The following is a 19582-nucleotide window of genomic DNA, read 5'->3' as shown; positions in this document are numbered from 1 at the left end:
GTTACATCTCCTCACGGAAAGTTCATCATTTGTTTAAAAGTTATTATAAAATGCGGGCTTCATCGTCTGACGGCGCTGCATTGCCTCCTGCCGTCTGAACTGTCTGCGCTCCTGTTTCTAAAAAATATCAGCGCAACAGATTAATTTTTAGGAGTTTTCATGTCGAATCAGTTCCCGAGTTCACGCCTTCGCCGCCTGAGACAGTCCGAATCCCTGCGCACTCTTTTTCAGGAAACTGAATTTAGCGTCAACGATCTGGTACTGCCGATTTTCGTAGAAGAAGAGACCTCTGAATACGTTCCCATCGAAGCCATGCCCGGCGTTTTGCGCATTCCCGAATCGCGTCTGGCGTTTGAAATTGAACGCTACGCCCGCGCCGGTATCCGCTCGGTGATGACTTTTGGTATTTCGCATCACATGGATGCGACCGGCAGCGACACCTGGAACGAAAACGGTCTGGTCGCCCGCATGGCGCGTATCTGTAAAGACACCGTGCCTGAAATGATTGTGATGTCCGATACCTGTTTCTGTGAATATACCTCGCACGGCCATTGTGGCGTATTGCACGACCACGGCGTGGATAACGATGCAACGCTCACCAATCTGGGCAAACAGGCCGTCGTTGCCGCTGCTGCCGGTGCCGATTTTATCGCGCCATCCGCCGCTCAGGACGGTCAGGTGCAGGCCATCCGCAGCGCATTGGACGAAGCCGGTTTCATTGACACGTCAATCATGGCGTACTCCACTAAATTCGCCTCTTCCCTGTACGGGCCTTTCCGTGAAGCGGGCGGCAGTGTGCTGAAAGGCAACCGCAAGCAATATCAGATGAACCCGATGAACCGCCGCGAAGCGGTGCGCGAATCACTGCTGGATGAGCAGGAAGGCGCGGATGCGCTGATGGTCAAACCGGCGGGTGCATATCTGGATGTGATCCGTGATATTCGCGAAGCCTCCCGGCTGCCGCTGGCGGCGTATCAGGTCAGCGGTGAATACGCGATGATCAAATTCGCCGCGCAGGCCGGCGCTATCGACGAGCGTGCCGTTGTGCGCGAAAGCCTCGGCGCGATCAAACGCGCAGGCGCAGATATCATTTTGACGTACTTTGCGATGGATATTGCTGAGCAGGGCATTTAATTTCGGGTGAAAGTATAAAGTTCATTTACTGGGCTAACCACCAGTATCAAAGGGGTTCATGTTACGCATGAGCCCCTTTTTTCTGACACTATTAAGCGCAGGAATAGTTCATACAAAACCACCTCTGACTTCGTATTTCATATCTCAAATAGCCAGGCGTAGAGTGATACCTCGATTTCATTTATCTGAATGAAAGTAAAAGGACATTCATAATGGCAAATGGATTTTTTCTTAGAATCGGCGATAAAACGACATGCGGCGGGGAGATTATAAGCGGGAGTTCTACGCTGCGTTTTCAGGGCATGCCCGGAGCGCGGGTTGGCACAAAAGCGGGCAGCCCGGACAGCACCGTGGGTCTGGGCTTGGGAATATCAGATACCGGAGTGGTCGCAAAAACCGATGACGCAGTGGCAAGTCTGGTTCAGGCAATTCAGTTAGCGCTAAGAACTCTCATTAACTCATCAGGTGGCGATATTGCAATAAAAACTCTTCAGTTCGATATTTTCGGGTTCAGCCGCGGAGCCGCCGCCCGGCATTTCGCTAACCGGGTCTTTTCTGAGGACGCTGCAATCGTGACGGCTATCCGTCAGGGGATCGGTGATGTGGAATATCTCGGTATGCCTGCCGGGAAAAACCGCTTTATCGGTCTTTTCGATACTGTCGCGGCGATTGGTACGCCTGCTAATGGCCTTAATCCGCACACAGCCGATACCGGTGAGGTGAATATTGTTCTGCGGCCGGGGATCACAGATAAAGTCTTCCAGATTACGGCGCAGAACGAATGCCGTTTTAACTTTGCTTCCAACAGCATTAAAGAGGCGTGGCCGGAGCTGGCGTTACCCGGCGTACATTCGGATATCGGTGGCGGCTACCCGTCATTCTAAAGGATACAGTTATACCCAAAAGACTCAGGACTTCATCAAAGGCAAAACCTATCCCTATGGGGCGTGGTGAATACTCAGAACCGGTCACATCTGGCACTGCCCCGAAGATTGCAGGTATAATCCCTGAAATTATTTAACGGATTTAGAAACGAAAATGACAAAACTGTCCTTACAAGAGCAATTGCTGAAAGCGGGTTTAGTGACCAGCAAAAAAATGGCCAAAGTCGAAAAAACGGCTAAAAAATCACGCGTTCAGGCTCGCGAGGCGAGAGCGGCGGTGGAAGAGAATAAAAAGGCCCAGCTTGAGCGCGACAAGCAGCTCAACGAACAGCAAAAACAAGCGGCGCTATCAAAAGAATATAAGGCGCAGGTGAAGCAGCTTGTTGAAATGAATAAAATCGATATTGCCAAAGGTGATATCGGTTTCAACTTCACCGACAATAATTTAATCAAAAAGATATATGTGGATAAGACAACGCAGGCTCAGCTGATCAGCGGGCGTCTTGCTATTGCGCGTCTGATTGCGGAGAAAACGGGTGACAGTGAATACGCGATTATTCCCGCTGTTGTGGCCGATAAAATTGCCCAGCGTGATGCGAACAGTATCGTATTAAACAGTGCGCTGAGTCAGGAAGAGCAGGATGAAGAAGATCCTTACGCTGACTTTAAAGTGCCTGATGATTTGATGTGGTAATTGCTGATTTAACGATATTTCTCAATAAATAGCGCGTTCAGAACGGAATGTTACATCGCACGTTGACCGGTTCGCCGCGTCTATCATCCCTTCATTCTCGTTCAGATGCCCGCAGAGCAGTGCGCTGTGCATTTTGGTGACCGTGCGCTGGCTGAACTGGTGGCAAAGGGCGGCATTTATCGCCTTGTTGCGCACAATCACCATCAGCCCGAAAGTGCCGAAATCCAGACGATGAATCAGCGTGCAGCCGGGTGGGTTTATTGATGAGGACCAGGTGCTCGTCCTGAAAGAAAATTTCTATCTCGTCATGGCACGGCGGTGCAATACAAGTATCGATAATCTCAGACACCAGACAGCCCGGCTGAAAAGTGGGGAAAGATAATAACGAATTTTCAGCCGACTGCCAGATTTAGCGCAGATCACCGCTTTTCATCGCGAAAACAGCCGAGCTTATTTCTTCACGATACCCGCAATATCATTGGTATTCATCAGATGGTAATCACCGTTCATGTCGGTGTAACTGGTCATGCCGGTATCCCGGTCGCGATCCGGTTCACCGTGGGCAAAAAGCTGATCACCGGCTTTGGTGTGTATCACATAATCTCCAGCGCACCCGGTTAAGGCCATCGCCAGAACGATCACCGTCAGGCAGGATAATTTCTTCATTGTTCAGTGGTTTCCCGTTGCAATCCTCTGCCCGCATTACAAAACAACCCGCCGCAAGAAGCAAAGGATAAAAATGTCACCAGGCGTAATTGTGTGAACTGAGTGACTGATTTATCACGGTTCATTTTGGTGCACGCAGTTTCACAATCGTCTTTTTCGCTGTTTTTCAGCACCAGCGCAGTGCGGTGTGATCCCGTCGTCGTTTCTGTCAGTTGCCCGTAGCGCAGGCTGAACGCTATCTATACTCACAGAGCCCGGCACATTCTCAGAGTATTGGAAACACTGGCAGATATTTTGCTTAAGTTTCTTACCTTTGATTCAACCTCGGGAAACCTTTCGTCTTTTGGCTTCAGCCGTGAATTTCAAAATTAAGCTTCAGAATTTTCTTTTTAGTTCAGGTTTCTACTCAAACACAGTACTAAGGATCATGACGATGTCGATGAAATTTATGAAAAGTCCGCTCTCTTTGTTGCTGGCCGGTTGTCTGGTTACCGCTTTCTCCGCGCATGCGGATATTGTGATTGGTGTCGCGGGGCCGTTTACCGGGCCGAATGCGACTTACGGTGATCAGTACTGGCACGGGGCCACGCAGGCTGCCGAAGACATTAATGCCGCAGGCGGGATTAATGGCGAGAAAATCAAACTGGTGCAGGGCGATGACGCCTGCGAACCGAAACAGGCGGTAGCGGTGGCCAACCGTTTAGTCGATCAGGATAAAGTGCAGGCCGTGGTCGGGCATTTCTGCTCATCCTCCACCATGCCTGCCTCCGAGGTGTATAACGACGCCGGAATTATCGCCATCACGCCAGGATCCACCAACCCGCAAATCACCGAACGCGGAATGAGTGACATGTTCCGCATGTGTGGCCGCGACGACCAGCAAGGATTAGTAGCGAGCGATTACATCATCGACAAACTGAAAGCCAAAAAAGTGGTCATCATCCACGATAAAGACACCTACGGTCAGGGGCTGGCGGACGCCACCAAAGCGGCGCTCAACAAACGGGGCGTGAAGGAGGTGATGTATGAAGGGCTGTCGCGCGGCGAAAAAGACTTTAACGCGCTGGTGACTAAAATCAGTGCGCAAAAACCGGATGTGGTGTTTTTCGGTGGCTGCCATCCGGAAGCCGGTCCGTTAGTGCGGCAGATGCGTGAACAGGGCGTTCAGGCGACCTTCTTCTCCGGCGACTGTATCGTCAATAAGGAAATGGTGACCGCGGCCGGTGGCCCGCAATACACCAACGGCATTCTGATGACCTTCGGCAAAGACCCGCGTTTGATCCCGGACGGTAAAGCCGTTATCGATAAATTCCGCGCGAATAAATTTGAGCCGGAAGGTTACACGCTCTACTCCTACGCGTCCGTTCAGGCCATTGCTGCCGCATTCAAAGCCACCGGCGGTACGGATTCCGCTAAAGCCAGCGCCTGGCTGAAAGCCAATAGCGTCGATACCGTCATGGGCAAGAAAGCCTGGGACAGCAAAGGCGATCTGAAAGTCTCTGACTATGTAGTCTATAAATGGAATGACAAAGGTAAATACCAGGAAGTGAAGGAATAAAGCTATCTTATTTGCCAGTTTGAGCCCGGGCAGTACTCAGAGTCCTCACGTACTTTATGTACGCTCCGGCTCTTGCGTGCTGGCTGGGTTCAAACTGGCTGCAACGATTACGCTTTATTAATTTTGATCGCGCTTTTCATCATCGCGGTCGCAAAAAGAGACTGCGTATTTATGGATTCATTCTTTCTGCAACAATTGTTTAATGGCATCACGCTCGGCGCTGTCTACGGTTTGATCGCCATCGGCTATACCATGGTTTACGGCATTATCGGCATGATTAACTTCGCTCACGGCGAGGTTTATATGATTTCTGCATACCTGTGCGCCATCGCGCTGGCGCTGCTTTCCTTCTTCGGACTGCACTCCTTTCCGCTGCTGATCCTCGGCACGCTGGTGTTCACCATTGTGGTGACCGGCGTTTATGGTTGGACGATCGAGCGCATTGCCTACAAGCCGTTGCGAAATTCCACCCGCCTTGCGCCGCTGATTTCCGCCATCGGTATGTCGCTTATCCTGCAAAACTACGCACAAATCAGCCAGGGACCACGCCAGCAGGGGATCCCGACCATGCTGGATGGCGCGGTGCGTTTCCACATTGGCGAAAGTTTCGTGCAGATGACGTACACCAAACTGTTCATTCTGGTGGCCTCGCTGGTCGGAATGCTGGTGCTGTCGTGGATTATCAGTAATACGAAACTCGGGCGCATGTGTCGCGCCGTCCAGCAGGACCGCAAAATGGCGTCGATTCTCGGCATCAATACCGACCGCATTATTTCGCTGGTTTTTATGATTGGCGCGGCAATGGCAGGGCTGGCGGGCGTGCTGGTCACCATGAATTACGGCACGTTTGATTTTTACGCCGGATTTATCATCGGCATCAAAGCGTTCACGGCGGCGGTATTGGGCGGCATTGGTTCATTGCCGGGCGCGATGCTGGGTGGGCTGATTCTGGGGATCGCCGAAGCGCAGTTCTCGGGCATGGTGAACTCGGATTACAAAGATGTCTTTTCGTTTGGATTGCTGGTGGTGATCCTCATTTTCCGCCCTCAGGGCCTGCTGGGTCGTCCGGTCGTGACGAAAGTGTGAGGGGAAAAAATGACGTCACAAACTGAGGTGAGGAGCGGTTTTTCGCTCAAACGTTGTCTGCTCGATGCCATTTTTGCAGGGCTGGTTGCGCTGATTATTTTCGGCCCGGTGGTGGGTGTGGTGCTCGACGGTTACAGTTTTACGTTCCACAGCCAGCGGCTGGTGTGGATTATCGCTGCGGTGATGCTCGGGCGCTTTATGCTCAGCGCTTTTTTGGAAACTGCGTCAGGCCAGAAAATACGTGCTCGGTTCGAGGCGGACAGCGCCGGGGTTTATGTGCGTCCGCCGGACTACAAAAGTAACCTGCGCTGGGTGACCCCGCTGATTCTGGTACTGGCGATTTTCTTCCCGTTCGTGGCCACGAAATATATTCTGACCGTTGCGATTTTAGGGCTGATTTACGTCCTTCTGGGCCTCGGGCTGAATATCGTGGTCGGGCTGGCCGGATTGTTAGATCTCGGGTACGTGGCTTTTTACGCGATTGGCGCATATGGCCTGGCGCTCGGCTATCAGTATCTCGGCCTCGGATTCTGGTCAATGTTGCCGCTGGCGGCGGTGATGGCTGCACTGGCGGGCGCACTACTGGGTTTCCCCGTGTTGCGGATGCACGGCGATTACCTGGCCATTGTGACGCTCGGTTTCGGGGAAATTATTCGTCTGGTGCTGACCAACTGGCTGTCGTTTACCGGCGGGCCGAACGGCGTTTCCGCGCCACCACCCACGTTTTTCGGACTGGAATTCGGCAGGCGGGCGAAAGAGGGCGGTGTGCCATTTCATGAGTTTTTCCATCTGACCTATAACCCGAACATGAAGTTTATTTTCATCTACGCGGTGCTGGTTCTGGTGGTGTTACTGGTGCTGTTTATCAAACATCGCCTCACCCGCATGCCGATCGGACGTGCGTGGGAGGCGTTGCGTGAAGACGAAATCGCCTGCCGCGCCATGGGGCTGAACCATGTGCTGGTGAAACTTTCGGCGTTTACGCTCGGTGCATCAACGGCCGGTATTGCCGGGGTCTTTTTTGCCACCTATCAGGGATTCGTTAACCCGACGTCTTTCACCTTTTTTGAATCCGCGCTGATCCTTGCCATTGTGGTGCTGGGCGGGATGGGCTCGACCCTTGGCGTGGTGCTGGCAGCGTTCGTCCTCACCGTTGCACCGGAACTGTTGCGCAGTTTTGCGGAATATCGCGTGTTGCTGTTTGGCGTGCTAATGGTCTTGATGATGATCTGGCGTCCGCGCGGTTTAATCCGCATCAGCCGCAGCGGGTTTACCGTGCGTAAAGGAGTCGCGCCATGAGTGAGGCTATACGTCGCGATAACATTCTCAGCGTACAACATCTGATGATGCATTTTGGCGGGATCCGGGCGCTCAATGACGTCAATCTGGATGTGGAACGTGGCTCAATCACGGCATTAATCGGCCCGAACGGTGCGGGTAAAACCACGGTGTTTAACTGCCTGACGGGGTTTTACAAGGCGACCGGCGGCAATATTTTACTCAATACGCAGCGGCGTACGACCAACGTGATTCAGGTGCTCGGGCAGAAATTTCAGGCCAGTGACTGGGTGAAACCGGCGCAGCTCGGGCAGCGGATTTTCTACAAAATGTTCGGGGGAACGCATCTGGTGAACCGCGCGGGGTTGGCGCGCACGTTCCAGAATATCCGTCTGTTCCGTGAAATGTCCGTCGTCGAAAACCTGCTGGTGGCGCAGCATATGCAGACTAATCGCAATCTGATTGCTGGTGTGCTGAATACGCCGGGCTACCGCCGGGCGGAAAATCGGGCGCTGGATCGCGCATTTTACTGGCTGGAAGTGGTGGAACTGGTGGACTGCGCCAACCGGCTGGCGGGGGAAATGTCGTACGGGCAACAGCGGCGTCTGGAAATTGCCCGGGCGATGTGTACTGCGCCGGAGATGATTTGCCTGGATGAACCCGCGGCGGGTTTGAACCCGGTTGAAACGCGCACGCTGAGCAAAATCATCCGTTTTCTGCGCGATCATCACGACATTACCGTGCTGCTGATTGAACACGATATGGGCATGGTGATGGAAATTTCCGACCATATCATTGTGCTCGACCACGGCGACGTAATTGCCGAAGGCGTTCCGCAGGCGATTCAGAACGATGAAAAAGTGATCGCCGCTTATCTGGGTGCTGATGAAGACGATGAGGTCAGCTTATGAGCGATACGATGCTGGAATTTCGCGATGTGAATGTCTTTTACGGTGCCATTCAGGCGCTGCAGCACGTCTCTTTGCACGTTAATCAGGGCGAGACGGTGGCCCTGATCGGGGCGAACGGTGCAGGGAAATCGACGCTACTGATGTCAATTTTCGGGCAGCCGCGCGTGCAGAGCGGGCAGATTCTGTTTCGCGGGGAAGATATCAGCCGTAAATCCACCCACTTTGTGGCGTCGGCAGGGATTGCGCAATCGCCGGAAGGGCGGCGCGTTTTCCCCGATATGACCGTTGAAGAGAATCTGCTTATGGGCACCATTCCGGTGGGAAATAAATATGCGGCGGAAGATTTGCAAACCATGTTCGATTTGTTTCCCCGCCTGAAAGAGCGGAGGAAACAGCGCGCGATGACCATGTCCGGCGGCGAGCAGCAAATGCTGGCGATAGCGCGTGCGCTGATGAGCCGTCCGAAACTGTTATTGCTCGATGAACCCAGCCTCGGGCTGGCGCCGATTATCGTTAAACAGATTTTTCAGACGCTGCGGGAACTGGCGCGTAACGGCATGACGATTTTTCTGGTTGAGCAAAATGCGCATCACGCGCTTAAGCTTTCCGACCGGGGCTATGTGATGGTCAACGGGCAGATACGTCTGAGCGGAAGTGGGGAAGAACTCTTAGGAAATCAGGAGGTGCGTAAAGCCTATCTGGGAGGAATCTGATTTATCGCTTTCAAAGGCCCGTAATACCGCGTATTGCGGGCTTCCCGCTAACTATTTTTTCAATTTCCATCCCCCCTCCACATTTCACTCACAGTATTCCGTTATCATGTAATTCTTACAGATTGGTGACCAAAAAGTTAAATTTCTGAGTTATCATGCAGAGTTAACCATCAAAAATTTGTTAAAGATGAGTTTTTTAGGACGAATCAATGACCTGACGCAGTGTTAAAGCGTTGACCCTCAGGGAACAACGGGCTATATAACGCTGTCCGTTTTTGGCATGAATTTTCCTGTCTCAAGGATCAAGGATGAAGTGAATGGCGAACGGGTCATTCACTCGATGCGTTGAACCGTCGGCGCTGCTGATTAAAACAGCAGAAAGGGTCGTAGCGTTTATTGTTTAATCAGACAGGGTGCTGAAATGGCTTCTGAGATAATTTCTTTTGTTTTATTTCTTTCCTCTATCTTTTTCTACGTCACCCGCGCGTCGGCCAGCCGAATCTGGTTTTCGCTGGTGCTGTTTTTCCTCGGGCTCTACGTCATCCTCAATGTCATTCTGATCGGCAGTAATTATTTTACTGGCGAAGGCATTACCGACGCTGTGCTTTACACAGTCACCAGCAGCCTGAAAGGTGCCGGGCTGAATAAATATATTCTGCCGTTCCTGGGGTTACTTGCCGGTCTGATTGCCGTTTTTACCCTGCTGGCGTGGGGGCTGAAACAGCGTCGTGCTAAGAACAGCAGCGCGGTCTACAGCATGCTGGCCGTCGTGCTGGCGGTGTTTTCTGTCGGTTCCACACAGGCTTTCCAGAATATTTCCCGCCTGGTGAAAACGCAGATCAGCGGCAATGGCGCAGACTTCGACACGTATTACAAAGTGCCGGAGAAAATGGTGAAAGGCGCAAAAAAACCGAATCTCGTTTACATCTATGGCGAAAGTCTGGAACGCACTTACTTTGATGAAAAAGTGTTCCCGGGGCTGACCACCGAATTAAGCCGCCATAAAGCGCAAAGTATTGATTTTACCAATACCAAACAGGTTCCCGGCACCGGATATACCATCGCCGGCATGGTGGCTTCACAGTGCGGTATCCCGCTGTTTGCTCCGTTTGATGGCAATGCGTCCAGCGCATTAGCCACGTTCTATCCGGAAAATGTCTGTCTGGGTGATGTTCTGAAAGGTGCAGGTTACACCAACTATTTCTATCAGGGTGCGGAACTGGCGTTTGCCGGTAAAGGCACGTTTCTGAAATCTCACGGTTTTGATCATCTTTACGGCTACAACGAACTGCGTCCGACCGTGGCTGACCCGGCGTATAAAAATGACTGGGGCTGGTATGACGACACGTTGCTTGACGAGGTTTACAAGAAATTCATCACGCTGAGTAAAGAGGGCAAGCCTTTCTCGCTGTTCACGCTGACGGTCGATACGCATCACCCGGACGGCTTTATTTCCCGGGGTTGTACCCGCAAAGACTATAAAGTGAACGGTAAATCCAACCAGTCCCTGAGCGCGGTATCGTGCAGTCAGGAGCTGATTTCGGCCTTTATCGACAAGATTAAAGCGTCAGGTTATTTCGATAACACCATCATTGTGGTGTCTTCCGACCATCTGGCGATGAACAACACCGCGTATAACATTCTGACCAAGCAAAACCGCAAGGACTTGTTCTTCGTGCTCGATGGCCGTAAACCGGTTGGCGATCTGAATGCCGCGAAACGCAGTACGCTTGATAACGGTGCCACGGTGCTTGATATCATGGGCGGCGATAACTACATCGGCCTGGGACGCAGCGGTTTTTCCGCGACATCCATGACCGCACAGTTCCTCAATATTGATGACAAAGTAAATGCCTGGAAACCGGCAGTTATCAAACAGTGGGGCTTCCCGAACAGCATTAAAAATTACACGGTCAACAACAAAGACAGCAGCTTCACGTTCTCCGGTATGACTATCAAGACACCGTTCATCCTGAAAGTGACTGGCGAAAAAATCGAGCCGATGTTTGATGTGTATCTGTCGACGCCGCTCAAGAAGCAGCTTGCCGGTCTGGCGACCAGCGATAACTTTGTCTGGGTCGATAAATGCTATGAAATGGGCCGCGTCTGGGCACCAGAGCTGTCGCTCAATACCGGCTTGTGCGTCGCGTCGGGCAACTTGGGTGCGAAGCCGTCTATCGTGCAGGTGAGCGGAGATACGTTCAAAGGTAAAGTGGACTTCGCAAAAGACACGTCGGGCAGCAATGCGATTTACCAGAAAACGCTGGTTTCGCTGAACATTGACGACGCCGCGACCACCTATCAGTCTCCGTCCATCGCGTTTATGGTGCCGGGCCTGCCTGAGCAGGTGAAAGCAATTACGGGCGTTTCTTCAGTGGAAAACTGGGGACGCTGGTCGGATGCCAATCTGGCGCCGTCGGTGAAAATCGATTATGTCAAACCTCTGCCCGAGATGTTTGATGTGGTAATCCGTGCCAGAGCCTACGGCAACAACATCGACAAACCTGTTTCCGTGCGCGTCGGCGATCAGGAACAGTTTGTGACCTTTGGGGATCAGGATGGCATTGTGAAGGTGCAGTTCACTAACCCTGACGCGGCACAAAGTATTGTGATTACGCCACCGTCACCGACCGAGCCGACCGAAGGTACCAGCGGTGGTTTCCAGCCGCGTAAACTGGGCATCGGCATGGTGTCGCTGGAGGTTCAGCCGGTTGACCCGCAGTCATAAAAGTATTGATGTCAGGAATAAGGAAAACCCGCTTCGGCGGGTTTTTTAATGGCCGCAGATCGCGAATTTCCTTACTCCAGTAAGGTTAGCTTTTTTATTGATTTACTATCCCATTTCTCATATTCATTTAAGGTATATGAATCTCTGAAACAATATTATAAAGAAATAAGCCTATGGGTATACTCGCCAAATTCCTGCACGCAAACTCGGCTCTGGGCAGGCTTCTCATGTAAACTTTGGGGATACTCCATGCAAGCAATGTTCAATAAAACTAAGACCCGCCTTAAACGTACCATTTTACTGGCTGCTACCTCTGCGGTTGTGATTTCCGGCAGCGTTCTGGCACCGCTTGCGGCAGCGCATGCAGCCGATAAAACCACCATCAAAGTCGGCATCATGAGCGGCGAAGACGAAGATGTCTGGCGCGAAGTCGTTAAACAGGCGGCGGCAAAAGGGCTGACCGTTAAACCGGTCGTTTTCAATGACTACAACCAGCCAAATGAAGCGCTGCAAAACGGCGAAGTAGACGCCAATGCGTTCCAGCATCAGCCTTTCCTCGATAATCAGATCAAAGTGAACCACTACGATATCGTCCGCGTCGGTTATACCGCCGTCTGGCCAATCGGTTTGTATTCCAAAAAAGTGAAAACCGCCGCTGAACTGAAAGACGGTGCGGTGATCGGTGTGCCTAACGACCCGGCAAACGAAGCGCGCGGGCTGGTTCTGCTGGAGCAATCCGGCGTGATCAAACTGAAACCGGGCGCAGGGATTTCTGCCACAACCGCAGACATCACTGAAAACCCACGCCACGTAAAAATTAAAGAACTGGATTCCGGCATTATCGGCCGTTCCGTACCTGATCTGGATGCCGCAATTGTTAACACCGACTGGGCGCTGAAAAGTGGCCTGACGCCGGCAGACCGTATCGCACAGGAACCGGTAAAAGGTAACCCGTACAACAACTTTATCGCTGTTAAAACTGCGGATGTAAACGCACCGTGGGTGAAAACGCTGGTGGGTTCTTATCAGAATGACGCCGTCAAGCAAGTGTTTGATAAGGTTTATAAAGGTACTGGCGTAACGGCCTGGTAAGGAAGTAAAAGCATGACAATAATCACTGAGACCGGGGCACAGTTTACCGCTACGTCCCCGGAAAAGGATAGCGTCCGCCGCCCTCTGGCGGGCACTCCGGCACAGACAGACCGGATTGCTGACAAGGATGCTGCTCAAAATGTGGTGCGGTTGCATCAGGTCAGCCGCCGGTTCGGGGAAACGCAGGCCCTGAACGGCGTGTCATTAACGGTAAAACGGGGCGAAATTCTCGGGATTATTGGTCGCAGCGGGGCAGGGAAATCGACCCTGATCCGCTGTCTCAACGGGCTGGAACAACCGGATGAAGGCGTGATCGAAATCGAAGGTCACGCCATTACCGGGCTGAGTGAAAAACAGTGGCAGTTGGTGCGCAGCCGCGTGGGGATGGTGTTTCAGCATTTTAATTTGCTGTCGGCCAAAACCGTCGAACAGAACGTTGCACTGCCGCTGAAAATTGCCGGTTTCGACAAGGCGCGTCGTCAGGCGCGTGTGGCCGAATTACTGGCGCTGGTCGGGCTGGAAGATAAAGCCAAAAGTTATCCGGCAGCGTTGTCGGGCGGGCAAAAGCAGCGTGTCGGGATTGCCCGTGCGCTGGCTGCCAGCCCGGCGCTGTTGCTGTGTGATGAAGCCACGTCGGCGCTGGATCCTGAAACGACCCGCTCAATTCTCGCGCTTCTCCAGTCACTGAATCAGAAACTGGGGATCACGATTTTGCTGATCACCCATGAGATGGAAGTGATCAAGAAAATCGCCCATCGCGTGGCGGTCATAAACGCCGGAGAAATCATTGAAGAAGGGCCGGTATGGCAGGTGTTTGCCCATCCGCAGTCGCAGCTCACCCGTACATTGTTACAGGGCCTGCTGCCGCAACTCCCGGAAGCGCTGGCCGATGAACTGACGACGGAGCGTCAGGGGCAGGCGATTTACAGCGTGCAGTATGCCGGGCAGGGCAGTCAGGGGGAGATTATCACCCAGATGGCGGCGGAATTACCGGGAAAGTTCCGGCTTATTCAGGGCGGCGTGGATCATATTCAGCATTACGCTATCGTGCGATTTTTCTACTCGGTACCGGTGGTTGACGCTGCCGCCGAGCAGGCCGTTTTACACTGGCTGCAACAGCGCCAGGCAACTGTGGAGCTGACGGGCTATGTCTCCGGTAATGCTTGATCTTTTATTTAATGCCGTTCAGGAAACGCTGCTGATGACGGCGGTTTCGGGCTTATTTTCACTGGTTGCCGGTTTGCCGCTCGGACTGATTCTGGTCATGAGCAGCCCGGGAGGGATTGCTGAAAACCACTGGGTCAACCGTTCACTCGGCCTGGTGATCAACGGCTTCCGTTCACTGCCGTTTATCATTTTGCTGGTGGCGTTGATCCCGGTGACGCGTTTTCTGGTAGGGACTTCGCTGGGCACGTGGGCGGCGATTGTTCCGCTTTCCATTACCGCCACACCGTATTTTGCCCGAGTGGCTGAAGTGTCGCTGCGAGATGTGGATCGCGGGCTGATTGATGCGGTGCGGGCGATGGGCGCAAGTAAGCTGCGCATCGTCTGGGATGTGTTAATCCCGGAAGCGCTGCCGGGTATTCTGTCCGGGTTTATCGTGACGCTGGTAGCGCTGATCGGTGCCTCGGCGATGGCGGGCGCAATCGGTGCGGGCGGATTGGGTGATCTGGCTATCCGGTACGGCTATCAGCGTTTTGAAACGGTGGTGATGGTGGAAGTGATTGTGGTGCTGATTGTTATCGTCTGCGGCATTCAGTGGCTGGGCGATCGCATCGTGGCGCGCGTGGATAAACGTCATTAAAAAAGCCGGTCGTCATCGGCGACCGGCTTAAATCTGGTTCTACATCTCGCTGCGAGAACGCCAGCGTTCACGTGCCATAAAGCTTTTCACCCCTACATCCAGGAACGGGCGCGGCGGCAGATAATTGGCGCGTCCGACCGCTTCCATATCCGCCAGCAACGGATTATCTTCACCCAGCGCATGTTCTGCGAGTAACCTGCCAAACGCGCTCTGTTTCGAGCTGCCTGAGCCGTTACAGCCTGCCGACGAGTACACGTTTTCCGATAAATTCCCCCATACCGGCGCACCATTACGCGTAATGCTGATCAGCCCCGACCAGGTGTACGCCATATTTACATCCTGCAATTGCGGGTAAATCCGCGCAAACAGCTGCTGATGGCGGCGAGCGTGGCGGCCGGTTTCCACCGCGTTTGTCACCAGACCCGGCGCAAAATTCACGTGCTCGCGGATCAGGAAACGATGATCGGGGGTATAACGCAGCGTTGCGCCTGCGAGCGCATTCACCGGCGTCGAACCCCACGGCGAAATATCGCCAATAAGACGACGCTGCTCCGGCGTCAGCGGCTCTGTCAGGGTCGCAAATGTTGACATGGCAAATACGTTACCTTTGAACAGCGGCAGCCCGCGTGCGGCTCCGTTAATCGCCAGCATCAGCTTCCGGGCGCGAACTTCGCCGTGCGGTGTTTCTGCGCGGATCGTACCCTGTGTATCGATTTGCAAAGCAGGGGAGTTGGCATAAACCGTAACGTTCTCTGGCAGTGTCGCCACCAAACCGTTGATCAGCGCCGCCGGATTGACCAGAATACAGTTTGGCGTATACACCGCGCTGCGGTAAAAATCAGTGCCCAGACGCTGTTTCAGGGCCGCGTTATCCAGATATTCGAAACTTTCACCGAGCGTGGTCAGCTCTTTCTGATAATGCGCAATTTCGCCGTCAAATTGTTCGCTCACGGCGCAATGGTATTTCCCCGAATTCAACCAGTCGCACTCAATTTCGTGCCGGTCAACGGTGTCTTTCAGATGATGAAGCCCGTACTGCAACAGACGTCGGTAAGTGTTGGCATGTTCCAGTTCAGCCGACGTGCTGCCGACGGTGTGGGGTAAATCAATGACAAAGCCGGAGTTGCGCGCCGAAGCGTTATCGGCAACGTCCAGCGCTTCGAGTACCACGACGTGTTCATGCGGGCGGAGTTCTGCAATTCTTCTGGCAAAAGCCAGCCCGGCGAACCCTGCACCGATCACCAGCCAGTCTGCCGTTACGTTGCCGTGCAATGCCGGATGACGCGGCGTATCGCCACGCAGCGCCGCCCAGCCGTTAATATTCTGATCGAGTGGTAAGTTTTTAATTTTCATTTGCGACATCAAATCGTTATCCCAGGTGGTTCGATCCTAAGTTATGGACGTTTGGATGTCTAATGCACAATGATGATAAACATATATTCATCTCACGGCAGGGAGAGCGGGCAGGCGAAAATTAGGACAAAGTGAATATTTAGTAATCAGATGGCGGGGAGGTTTACTTGCTAGAATGCACGCGGGTGCTTGAGGCTTATTGGTCTTGAGCAGTGTTGTTCAAGGTGTAATAAGAAGAAAGCCCCGAGTTAATTATTCAATCATCCCGAGGCTACCAACGACGCCTAGACAACGTCAGGATAGCCTCATAGATGCAGAAATGCAACGGAGGTTAAGATGGCGCGAAAGCTGATTTTGTACGGGTTCATGGTGATTAGTTTCACGTTATTGGCCTGGACCTGGATGGTGCGTGATTCGCTGTGCGAGTTGCATATTAAGCAGGGAAATAAGGAAGTTGCGGCAGTCTTAAGCTACGAAATTAACGGCTAACCGTGAGGTGGGGTTCGCCCCACCTTTTCGGATGTTGACAAAGCAAGTTGGCCTCAGGCACCCATTTGCAGAAACGCAAAAACAAAAAGGCCCGAATTTTCATTCGGGCCTTCTCGTATTGTGTGGTGGAGAGAGAGGGGTTCGAACCCTCGATACGATTGCTCATATACACACTTTCCAGGCGTGCTCCTTCAGCCACTCAGACACCTCTCCAGTCGTCGGCTACACCGCAGTGCTGCTGACCGGCGCTAATGTAGGGAAAAGCGCGTTCAGCGTCAACCTTCTTTTTGCAGGTTCTGTGCTGTTTAGACAAACTTAGAGCAGTTTGCTGATTTACAGACCAAAAACTGTATTAAGGATAACCAGTTTGCCGTAAGTCACGCAGCGTCATTAATTCTGCTTATACTCGTGAATAGATAATTAGAATAACTGCATAAAAGTGCGATTAAGCAGCAAACACTTTCCGCTACGGTTAAATAGCAAAATATGTTGTGAAAATCGCCAGTCTCGAAGGTATAACAATGGATTCCAAAAAAAGGCTTCGTATAAAAACTGGGTGAGTTAAAACCAGAAGCAGAATAAATCCACACTACGGGACAGGGGTTCTTACTTGAGTCAGTCAAATAACGCGACGGCGTCGCAGCACCGCACGGCGATACCCGCCGGTGCGGGCACATTATTCTTCGTTCAGACTTTCGCGACGCTCGGCTTCGCGGTGCTTTATTCCACTCTGGTGCTGTACGCCACAAAAAAACTCGGTTTCAGCGAAGATAACGCGAACGCTATTATGGGCGTGTTTGGCGCGTTCAACTATGGACTGCATATGTTTGGCGGTTATCTCGGCGGGCGTTATCTGAGTAACCGTAACCTGTTTGTGCTGGGCATGGTGTTGCAGGTCTTCGGCTGTGCGCTGATTGCGCTGGAAGGCGTGACCGGCCTTTACTGGGGGCTGGCGATGTTCCTGACCGGCAGCGGGCTGAACGTGACTTGCCTGAATATGATGCTGACGCAGCGTTTTGCACCGGATGATGACCGCCGTGAATCCGCGTTCCTGTGGAATTATGCCGGGATGAATCTGGGCTTCTTTATTGGTTTCGCCGTTGCCGGTTATTTCCAACTGAGCGAAAACTATCGCGCGCTGTTCCTGTTTGCCACGCTGGGCAACGTGGCTGCTGTGGTTGTGACGCTGTCTCGCTGGTCGATTCTGGCCGACATCAGCACGCCTCTTAAAGAAGCCAGCCGCGGCCAGTTGCTGCGCCGTATGGCTGTCGGTATCGCCATTTTAATCGTCCTGGTGCCGGTTATTCGACTGTTGCTGACCCACGCCGAGTTCAGCAGTTACTTTGTGGTTGCACTGGGTATTATCATTTTTGCGCTGATGACGTTGGTCACTTTCCGTCACCGCCAGGATGATGAACGCCGCCGCATGAAAGCGTATCTTCTGCTGGCGCTGGGTTCGCTGGTGTTCTGGACGCTTTATCAGCTGGCCCCGATGGGACTGATGCTGTTCTCCGAAAACAACATTAATCTGAACGTTTACGGCATCCGCGTGGCACCGCAGTGGATCCAGAATATTAACACCATTGTAATTGTTATTGGCGGACCACTGATGGCGCTGTGGTTCAATAAATTGCGTCAGCGCGGCTGGAAAATTGATGTTCCGGCACAGTTCTCGGCTTCTTTATTCTGCATGGGGCTGGGAATGCTGGTTCTTCCGCTGGGGATCCATCTGGCGGGCGGCGACGGGCTGGTGGCGTTTAAATGGATTGCCATCAGCTATCTGCTGCAAAGCATTGGTGAGTTGCTGATTTCTCCTATTGGCTACGCGATGATTGGTAAACTGGCCCCGGCGCGCTATCAGGGCGTGATGATGGGCTGTTGGATGATGGTGACCGGCGTGGCTTCGGTGCTCGCCAGCTACATCTCCGGCCTGATGCCGCAAAACAAAGGCAGTACGCCGGTGCTCACTAACCCGGGCTACAGCGAAGTCTTCAACATGCTTGGCTGGGGTTCTGTTGTTACCGGTGTGGTTCTGCTGGTTCTTATCCCGCTCTTACGCCGGATGATCCGCCGCGAGCCTGCCATTGCCTGACCTGAACGACAACGCTATCAGTGAATCTTCAAGCCCCGATTTTCGGGGCTTTTTCTTTTTTCGGCCTCAGGGTTGCATCCTGATGATATTCAGGGAAATCTATCAGCTCACAGGAGGCGTCCCCGATGAACATTATTTTTTACCACCCTACATTTGATGCAAAGCCCTGGATTGACGGAATAACAAAACGCATACCGCAGGCCAGAATGCGCGTATGGAACGCCGCGGACCACGAGCCCGCCGATTACGCGCTGGTCTGGCGACCACCGCACGCCATGCTGGCCCCGCGCACAATGCTGAAGGGCATTTTTGCCCTCGGTGCAGGCGTGGATGCCATTCTCACGCAGGAACAACGTCAGCCCGGCACATTGCCCGCCGGTGTGCCGCTGATTCGTCTCGAAGACACCGGAATGTCGTTGCAGATGCAGGAATACGCGCTGGCCAGCGTGTTACGGTATTTCCGCCGCATGGATGAATACCAGCTGTTCCAGCAACAAAAACAGTGGCGGCCGCTGGCACCGCATTCTCGCGGTGAATTTACTGTCGGCATTCTTGGCGCTGGCGTGCTGGGCAGCAGCGTGGCGAAAGCGCTGGTAGATCTGCAATTCACCGTACGCACCTGGAGCCGTAGCGAGAAATCTCAGGACGGCGTGCAAAGCTTTTACGGAGACGAACAGCTGGCGGCATTTGCGTCCGGCTGTAAGGTGCTGATCAACCTGCTGCCGAATACGCCGCACACCGCCGGTATTCTCAATCATAAACTGTTCACAAATCTGCAGCATAATGCTTATCTGATTAACCTCGGACGCGGCGGACATCTGGTGGAGGGTGATTTGCTGCGCGCACTGGACAGCGGTCAGATTGCTGCCGCTACGCTCGACGTATTTGCCGAAGAACCGCTGCCCGGGATGCATCCGTTCTGGTCACACCCGCGTGTCAGCATTACCCCGCACGTGGGCGCAGATACCCTGCCGGAAGAAGCGATGGACAGTATTGCAGCAAATATTCTCGCTATCGAAGCAGGGCGGGAACCGGCAGGGCGTGTCTGCCTCGACCGGGGTTATTAACGTTCATCTGCTAAAATTACTCACGTGGCGGCC

General features: G+C 53.0%; 16 protein-coding genes, 1 tRNA gene and 2 pseudogenes. 15 read left to right on the top strand and 4 right to left on the bottom strand.

Annotated elements, in window-relative coordinates; translation table 11 throughout:
* The first annotated feature begins 159 nt into the window (after window positions 1-159).
* The 3 genes and pseudogenes from hemB to ACLBVC_RS15315 all read left to right on the top strand — a co-directional run bounded on the left by hemB (window position 160) and on the right by ACLBVC_RS15315 (window position 2712).
* Entirely contained in the window at window positions 160-1134 is a 975-nt protein-coding gene (gene hemB, locus ACLBVC_RS15325) for a porphobilinogen synthase (protein WP_410150336.1), read from the top strand.
* A 275-nt stretch (window positions 1135-1409) separates the two neighbouring features.
* A pseudogene (locus ACLBVC_RS15320) lies at window positions 1410-2006 on the top strand (phospholipase effector Tle1 domain-containing protein); the annotation flags it as partial.
* A 166-nt stretch (window positions 2007-2172) separates the two neighbouring features.
* Window positions 2173-2712 (top strand): DUF2058 domain-containing protein, encoded by a 540-nt coding sequence (locus ACLBVC_RS15315; protein ID WP_410150335.1) that lies wholly within the window; start codon window positions 2173-2175, stop codon window positions 2710-2712.
* Between the two features lie 72 nt (window positions 2713-2784).
* Here the strand turns inward: ACLBVC_RS15315 and ACLBVC_RS15310 are convergent.
* A pseudogene (locus ACLBVC_RS15310) lies at window positions 2785-3061 on the bottom strand (pseudouridine synthase); the annotation flags it as partial.
* A gap of 101 nt (window positions 3062-3162) precedes the next feature.
* Window positions 3163-3378: a YgdI/YgdR family lipoprotein gene (locus ACLBVC_RS15305; RefSeq protein ID WP_410150334.1), complete on the bottom strand. Its 216-nt coding sequence runs from the start codon at window positions 3376-3378 to the stop codon at window positions 3163-3165.
* 433 nt (window positions 3379-3811) lie between these two features.
* Between ACLBVC_RS15305 and ACLBVC_RS15300 the strand changes: the two genes are divergently transcribed.
* From ACLBVC_RS15300 to ACLBVC_RS15260, 9 genes are all read left to right on the top strand, one after another.
* Window positions 3812-4936: a branched-chain amino acid ABC transporter substrate-binding protein gene (locus tag ACLBVC_RS15300; protein ID WP_410150333.1), complete on the top strand. Its 1125-nt coding sequence runs from the start codon at window positions 3812-3814 to the stop codon at window positions 4934-4936.
* A 171-nt stretch (window positions 4937-5107) separates the two neighbouring features.
* The gene (locus tag ACLBVC_RS15295; RefSeq protein WP_410150332.1) at window positions 5108-6022 is read left to right on the top strand and encodes an ABC transporter permease subunit; all 915 of its coding nucleotides are present in this window, start codon (window positions 5108-5110) and stop codon (window positions 6020-6022) included.
* 9 nt (window positions 6023-6031) lie between these two features.
* Window positions 6032-7321 (top strand): high-affinity branched-chain amino acid ABC transporter permease LivM, encoded by a 1290-nt coding sequence (livM, locus tag ACLBVC_RS15290; protein ID WP_410150331.1) that lies wholly within the window; start codon window positions 6032-6034, stop codon window positions 7319-7321.
* Window positions 7318-8211, top strand: a complete 894-nt coding sequence (locus ACLBVC_RS15285) for an ABC transporter ATP-binding protein (protein ID WP_410150330.1) — start codon at window positions 7318-7320, stop codon at window positions 8209-8211. Before livM ends, ACLBVC_RS15285 begins: the two co-directional genes overlap by 4 nt.
* Window positions 8208-8924, top strand: a complete 717-nt coding sequence (locus tag ACLBVC_RS15280; protein ID WP_410150329.1) for an ABC transporter ATP-binding protein — start codon at window positions 8208-8210, stop codon at window positions 8922-8924. The genes ACLBVC_RS15285 and ACLBVC_RS15280 overlap by 4 nt, the downstream gene beginning before the upstream one ends.
* 421 nt (window positions 8925-9345) lie before the next feature.
* Window positions 9346-11652, top strand: coding sequence for a phosphatidylglycerol--membrane-oligosaccharide glycerophosphotransferase (opgB, locus tag ACLBVC_RS15275; protein ID WP_410150328.1), 2307 nt, complete (start codon window positions 9346-9348; stop codon window positions 11650-11652).
* Between the two features lie 249 nt (window positions 11653-11901).
* Window positions 11902-12744, top strand: coding sequence for a MetQ/NlpA family ABC transporter substrate-binding protein (locus ACLBVC_RS15270; RefSeq protein ID WP_410150327.1), 843 nt, complete (start codon window positions 11902-11904; stop codon window positions 12742-12744).
* A 12-nt stretch (window positions 12745-12756) separates the two neighbouring features.
* Window positions 12757-13911, top strand: coding sequence for a methionine ABC transporter ATP-binding protein (locus ACLBVC_RS15265; protein WP_410150326.1), 1155 nt, complete (start codon window positions 12757-12759; stop codon window positions 13909-13911).
* Window positions 13892-14548, top strand: a complete 657-nt coding sequence (locus tag ACLBVC_RS15260) for a methionine ABC transporter permease (RefSeq protein WP_410150325.1) — start codon at window positions 13892-13894, stop codon at window positions 14546-14548. Before ACLBVC_RS15265 ends, ACLBVC_RS15260 begins: the two co-directional genes overlap by 20 nt.
* Window positions 14549-14587: 39 nt before the next feature.
* Here ACLBVC_RS15260 and ACLBVC_RS15255 read toward each other — a convergent pair whose 3' ends face one another.
* Window positions 14588-15901, bottom strand: coding sequence for an NAD(P)/FAD-dependent oxidoreductase (locus ACLBVC_RS15255; protein ID WP_410150374.1), 1314 nt, complete (start codon window positions 15899-15901; stop codon window positions 14588-14590).
* A gap of 336 nt (window positions 15902-16237) precedes the next feature.
* Here ACLBVC_RS15255 and ACLBVC_RS15250 point away from each other — a divergent pair, with 336 nt between their 5' ends.
* A complete protein-coding gene (locus tag ACLBVC_RS15250; RefSeq protein WP_410150324.1) occupies window positions 16238-16390 on the top strand; it encodes a Hok/Gef family protein in 153 nt (50 codons plus the stop codon).
* Window positions 16391-16513: 123 nt separating this feature from the next.
* On the opposite strand, the gene ACLBVC_RS15245 is transcribed toward ACLBVC_RS15250, so the two are convergent.
* Window positions 16514-16603: transfer RNA gene (locus ACLBVC_RS15245), tRNA-Ser, on the bottom strand.
* Window positions 16604-17000: 397 nt separating this feature from the next.
* On the opposite strand from ACLBVC_RS15245, the gene ACLBVC_RS15240 reads away from it, so the two are divergent.
* The gene (locus ACLBVC_RS15240; protein WP_410150323.1) at window positions 17001-18482 is read left to right on the top strand and encodes a peptide MFS transporter; all 1482 of its coding nucleotides are present in this window, start codon (window positions 17001-17003) and stop codon (window positions 18480-18482) included.
* Between the two features lie 125 nt (window positions 18483-18607).
* Window positions 18608-19549: a glyoxylate/hydroxypyruvate reductase GhrA gene (ghrA, locus tag ACLBVC_RS15235; protein ID WP_410150322.1), complete on the top strand. Its 942-nt coding sequence runs from the start codon at window positions 18608-18610 to the stop codon at window positions 19547-19549.
* The last annotated feature ends 33 nt before the right edge of the window (window positions 19550-19582 follow it).

Source organism: Rahnella selenatireducens, from assembly GCF_046449555.1.
Taxonomy (GTDB): domain Bacteria; phylum Pseudomonadota; class Gammaproteobacteria; order Enterobacterales; family Enterobacteriaceae; genus Rahnella; species Rahnella selenatireducens.
This window is presented reverse-complemented; position numbering and strand designations above follow the sequence as displayed.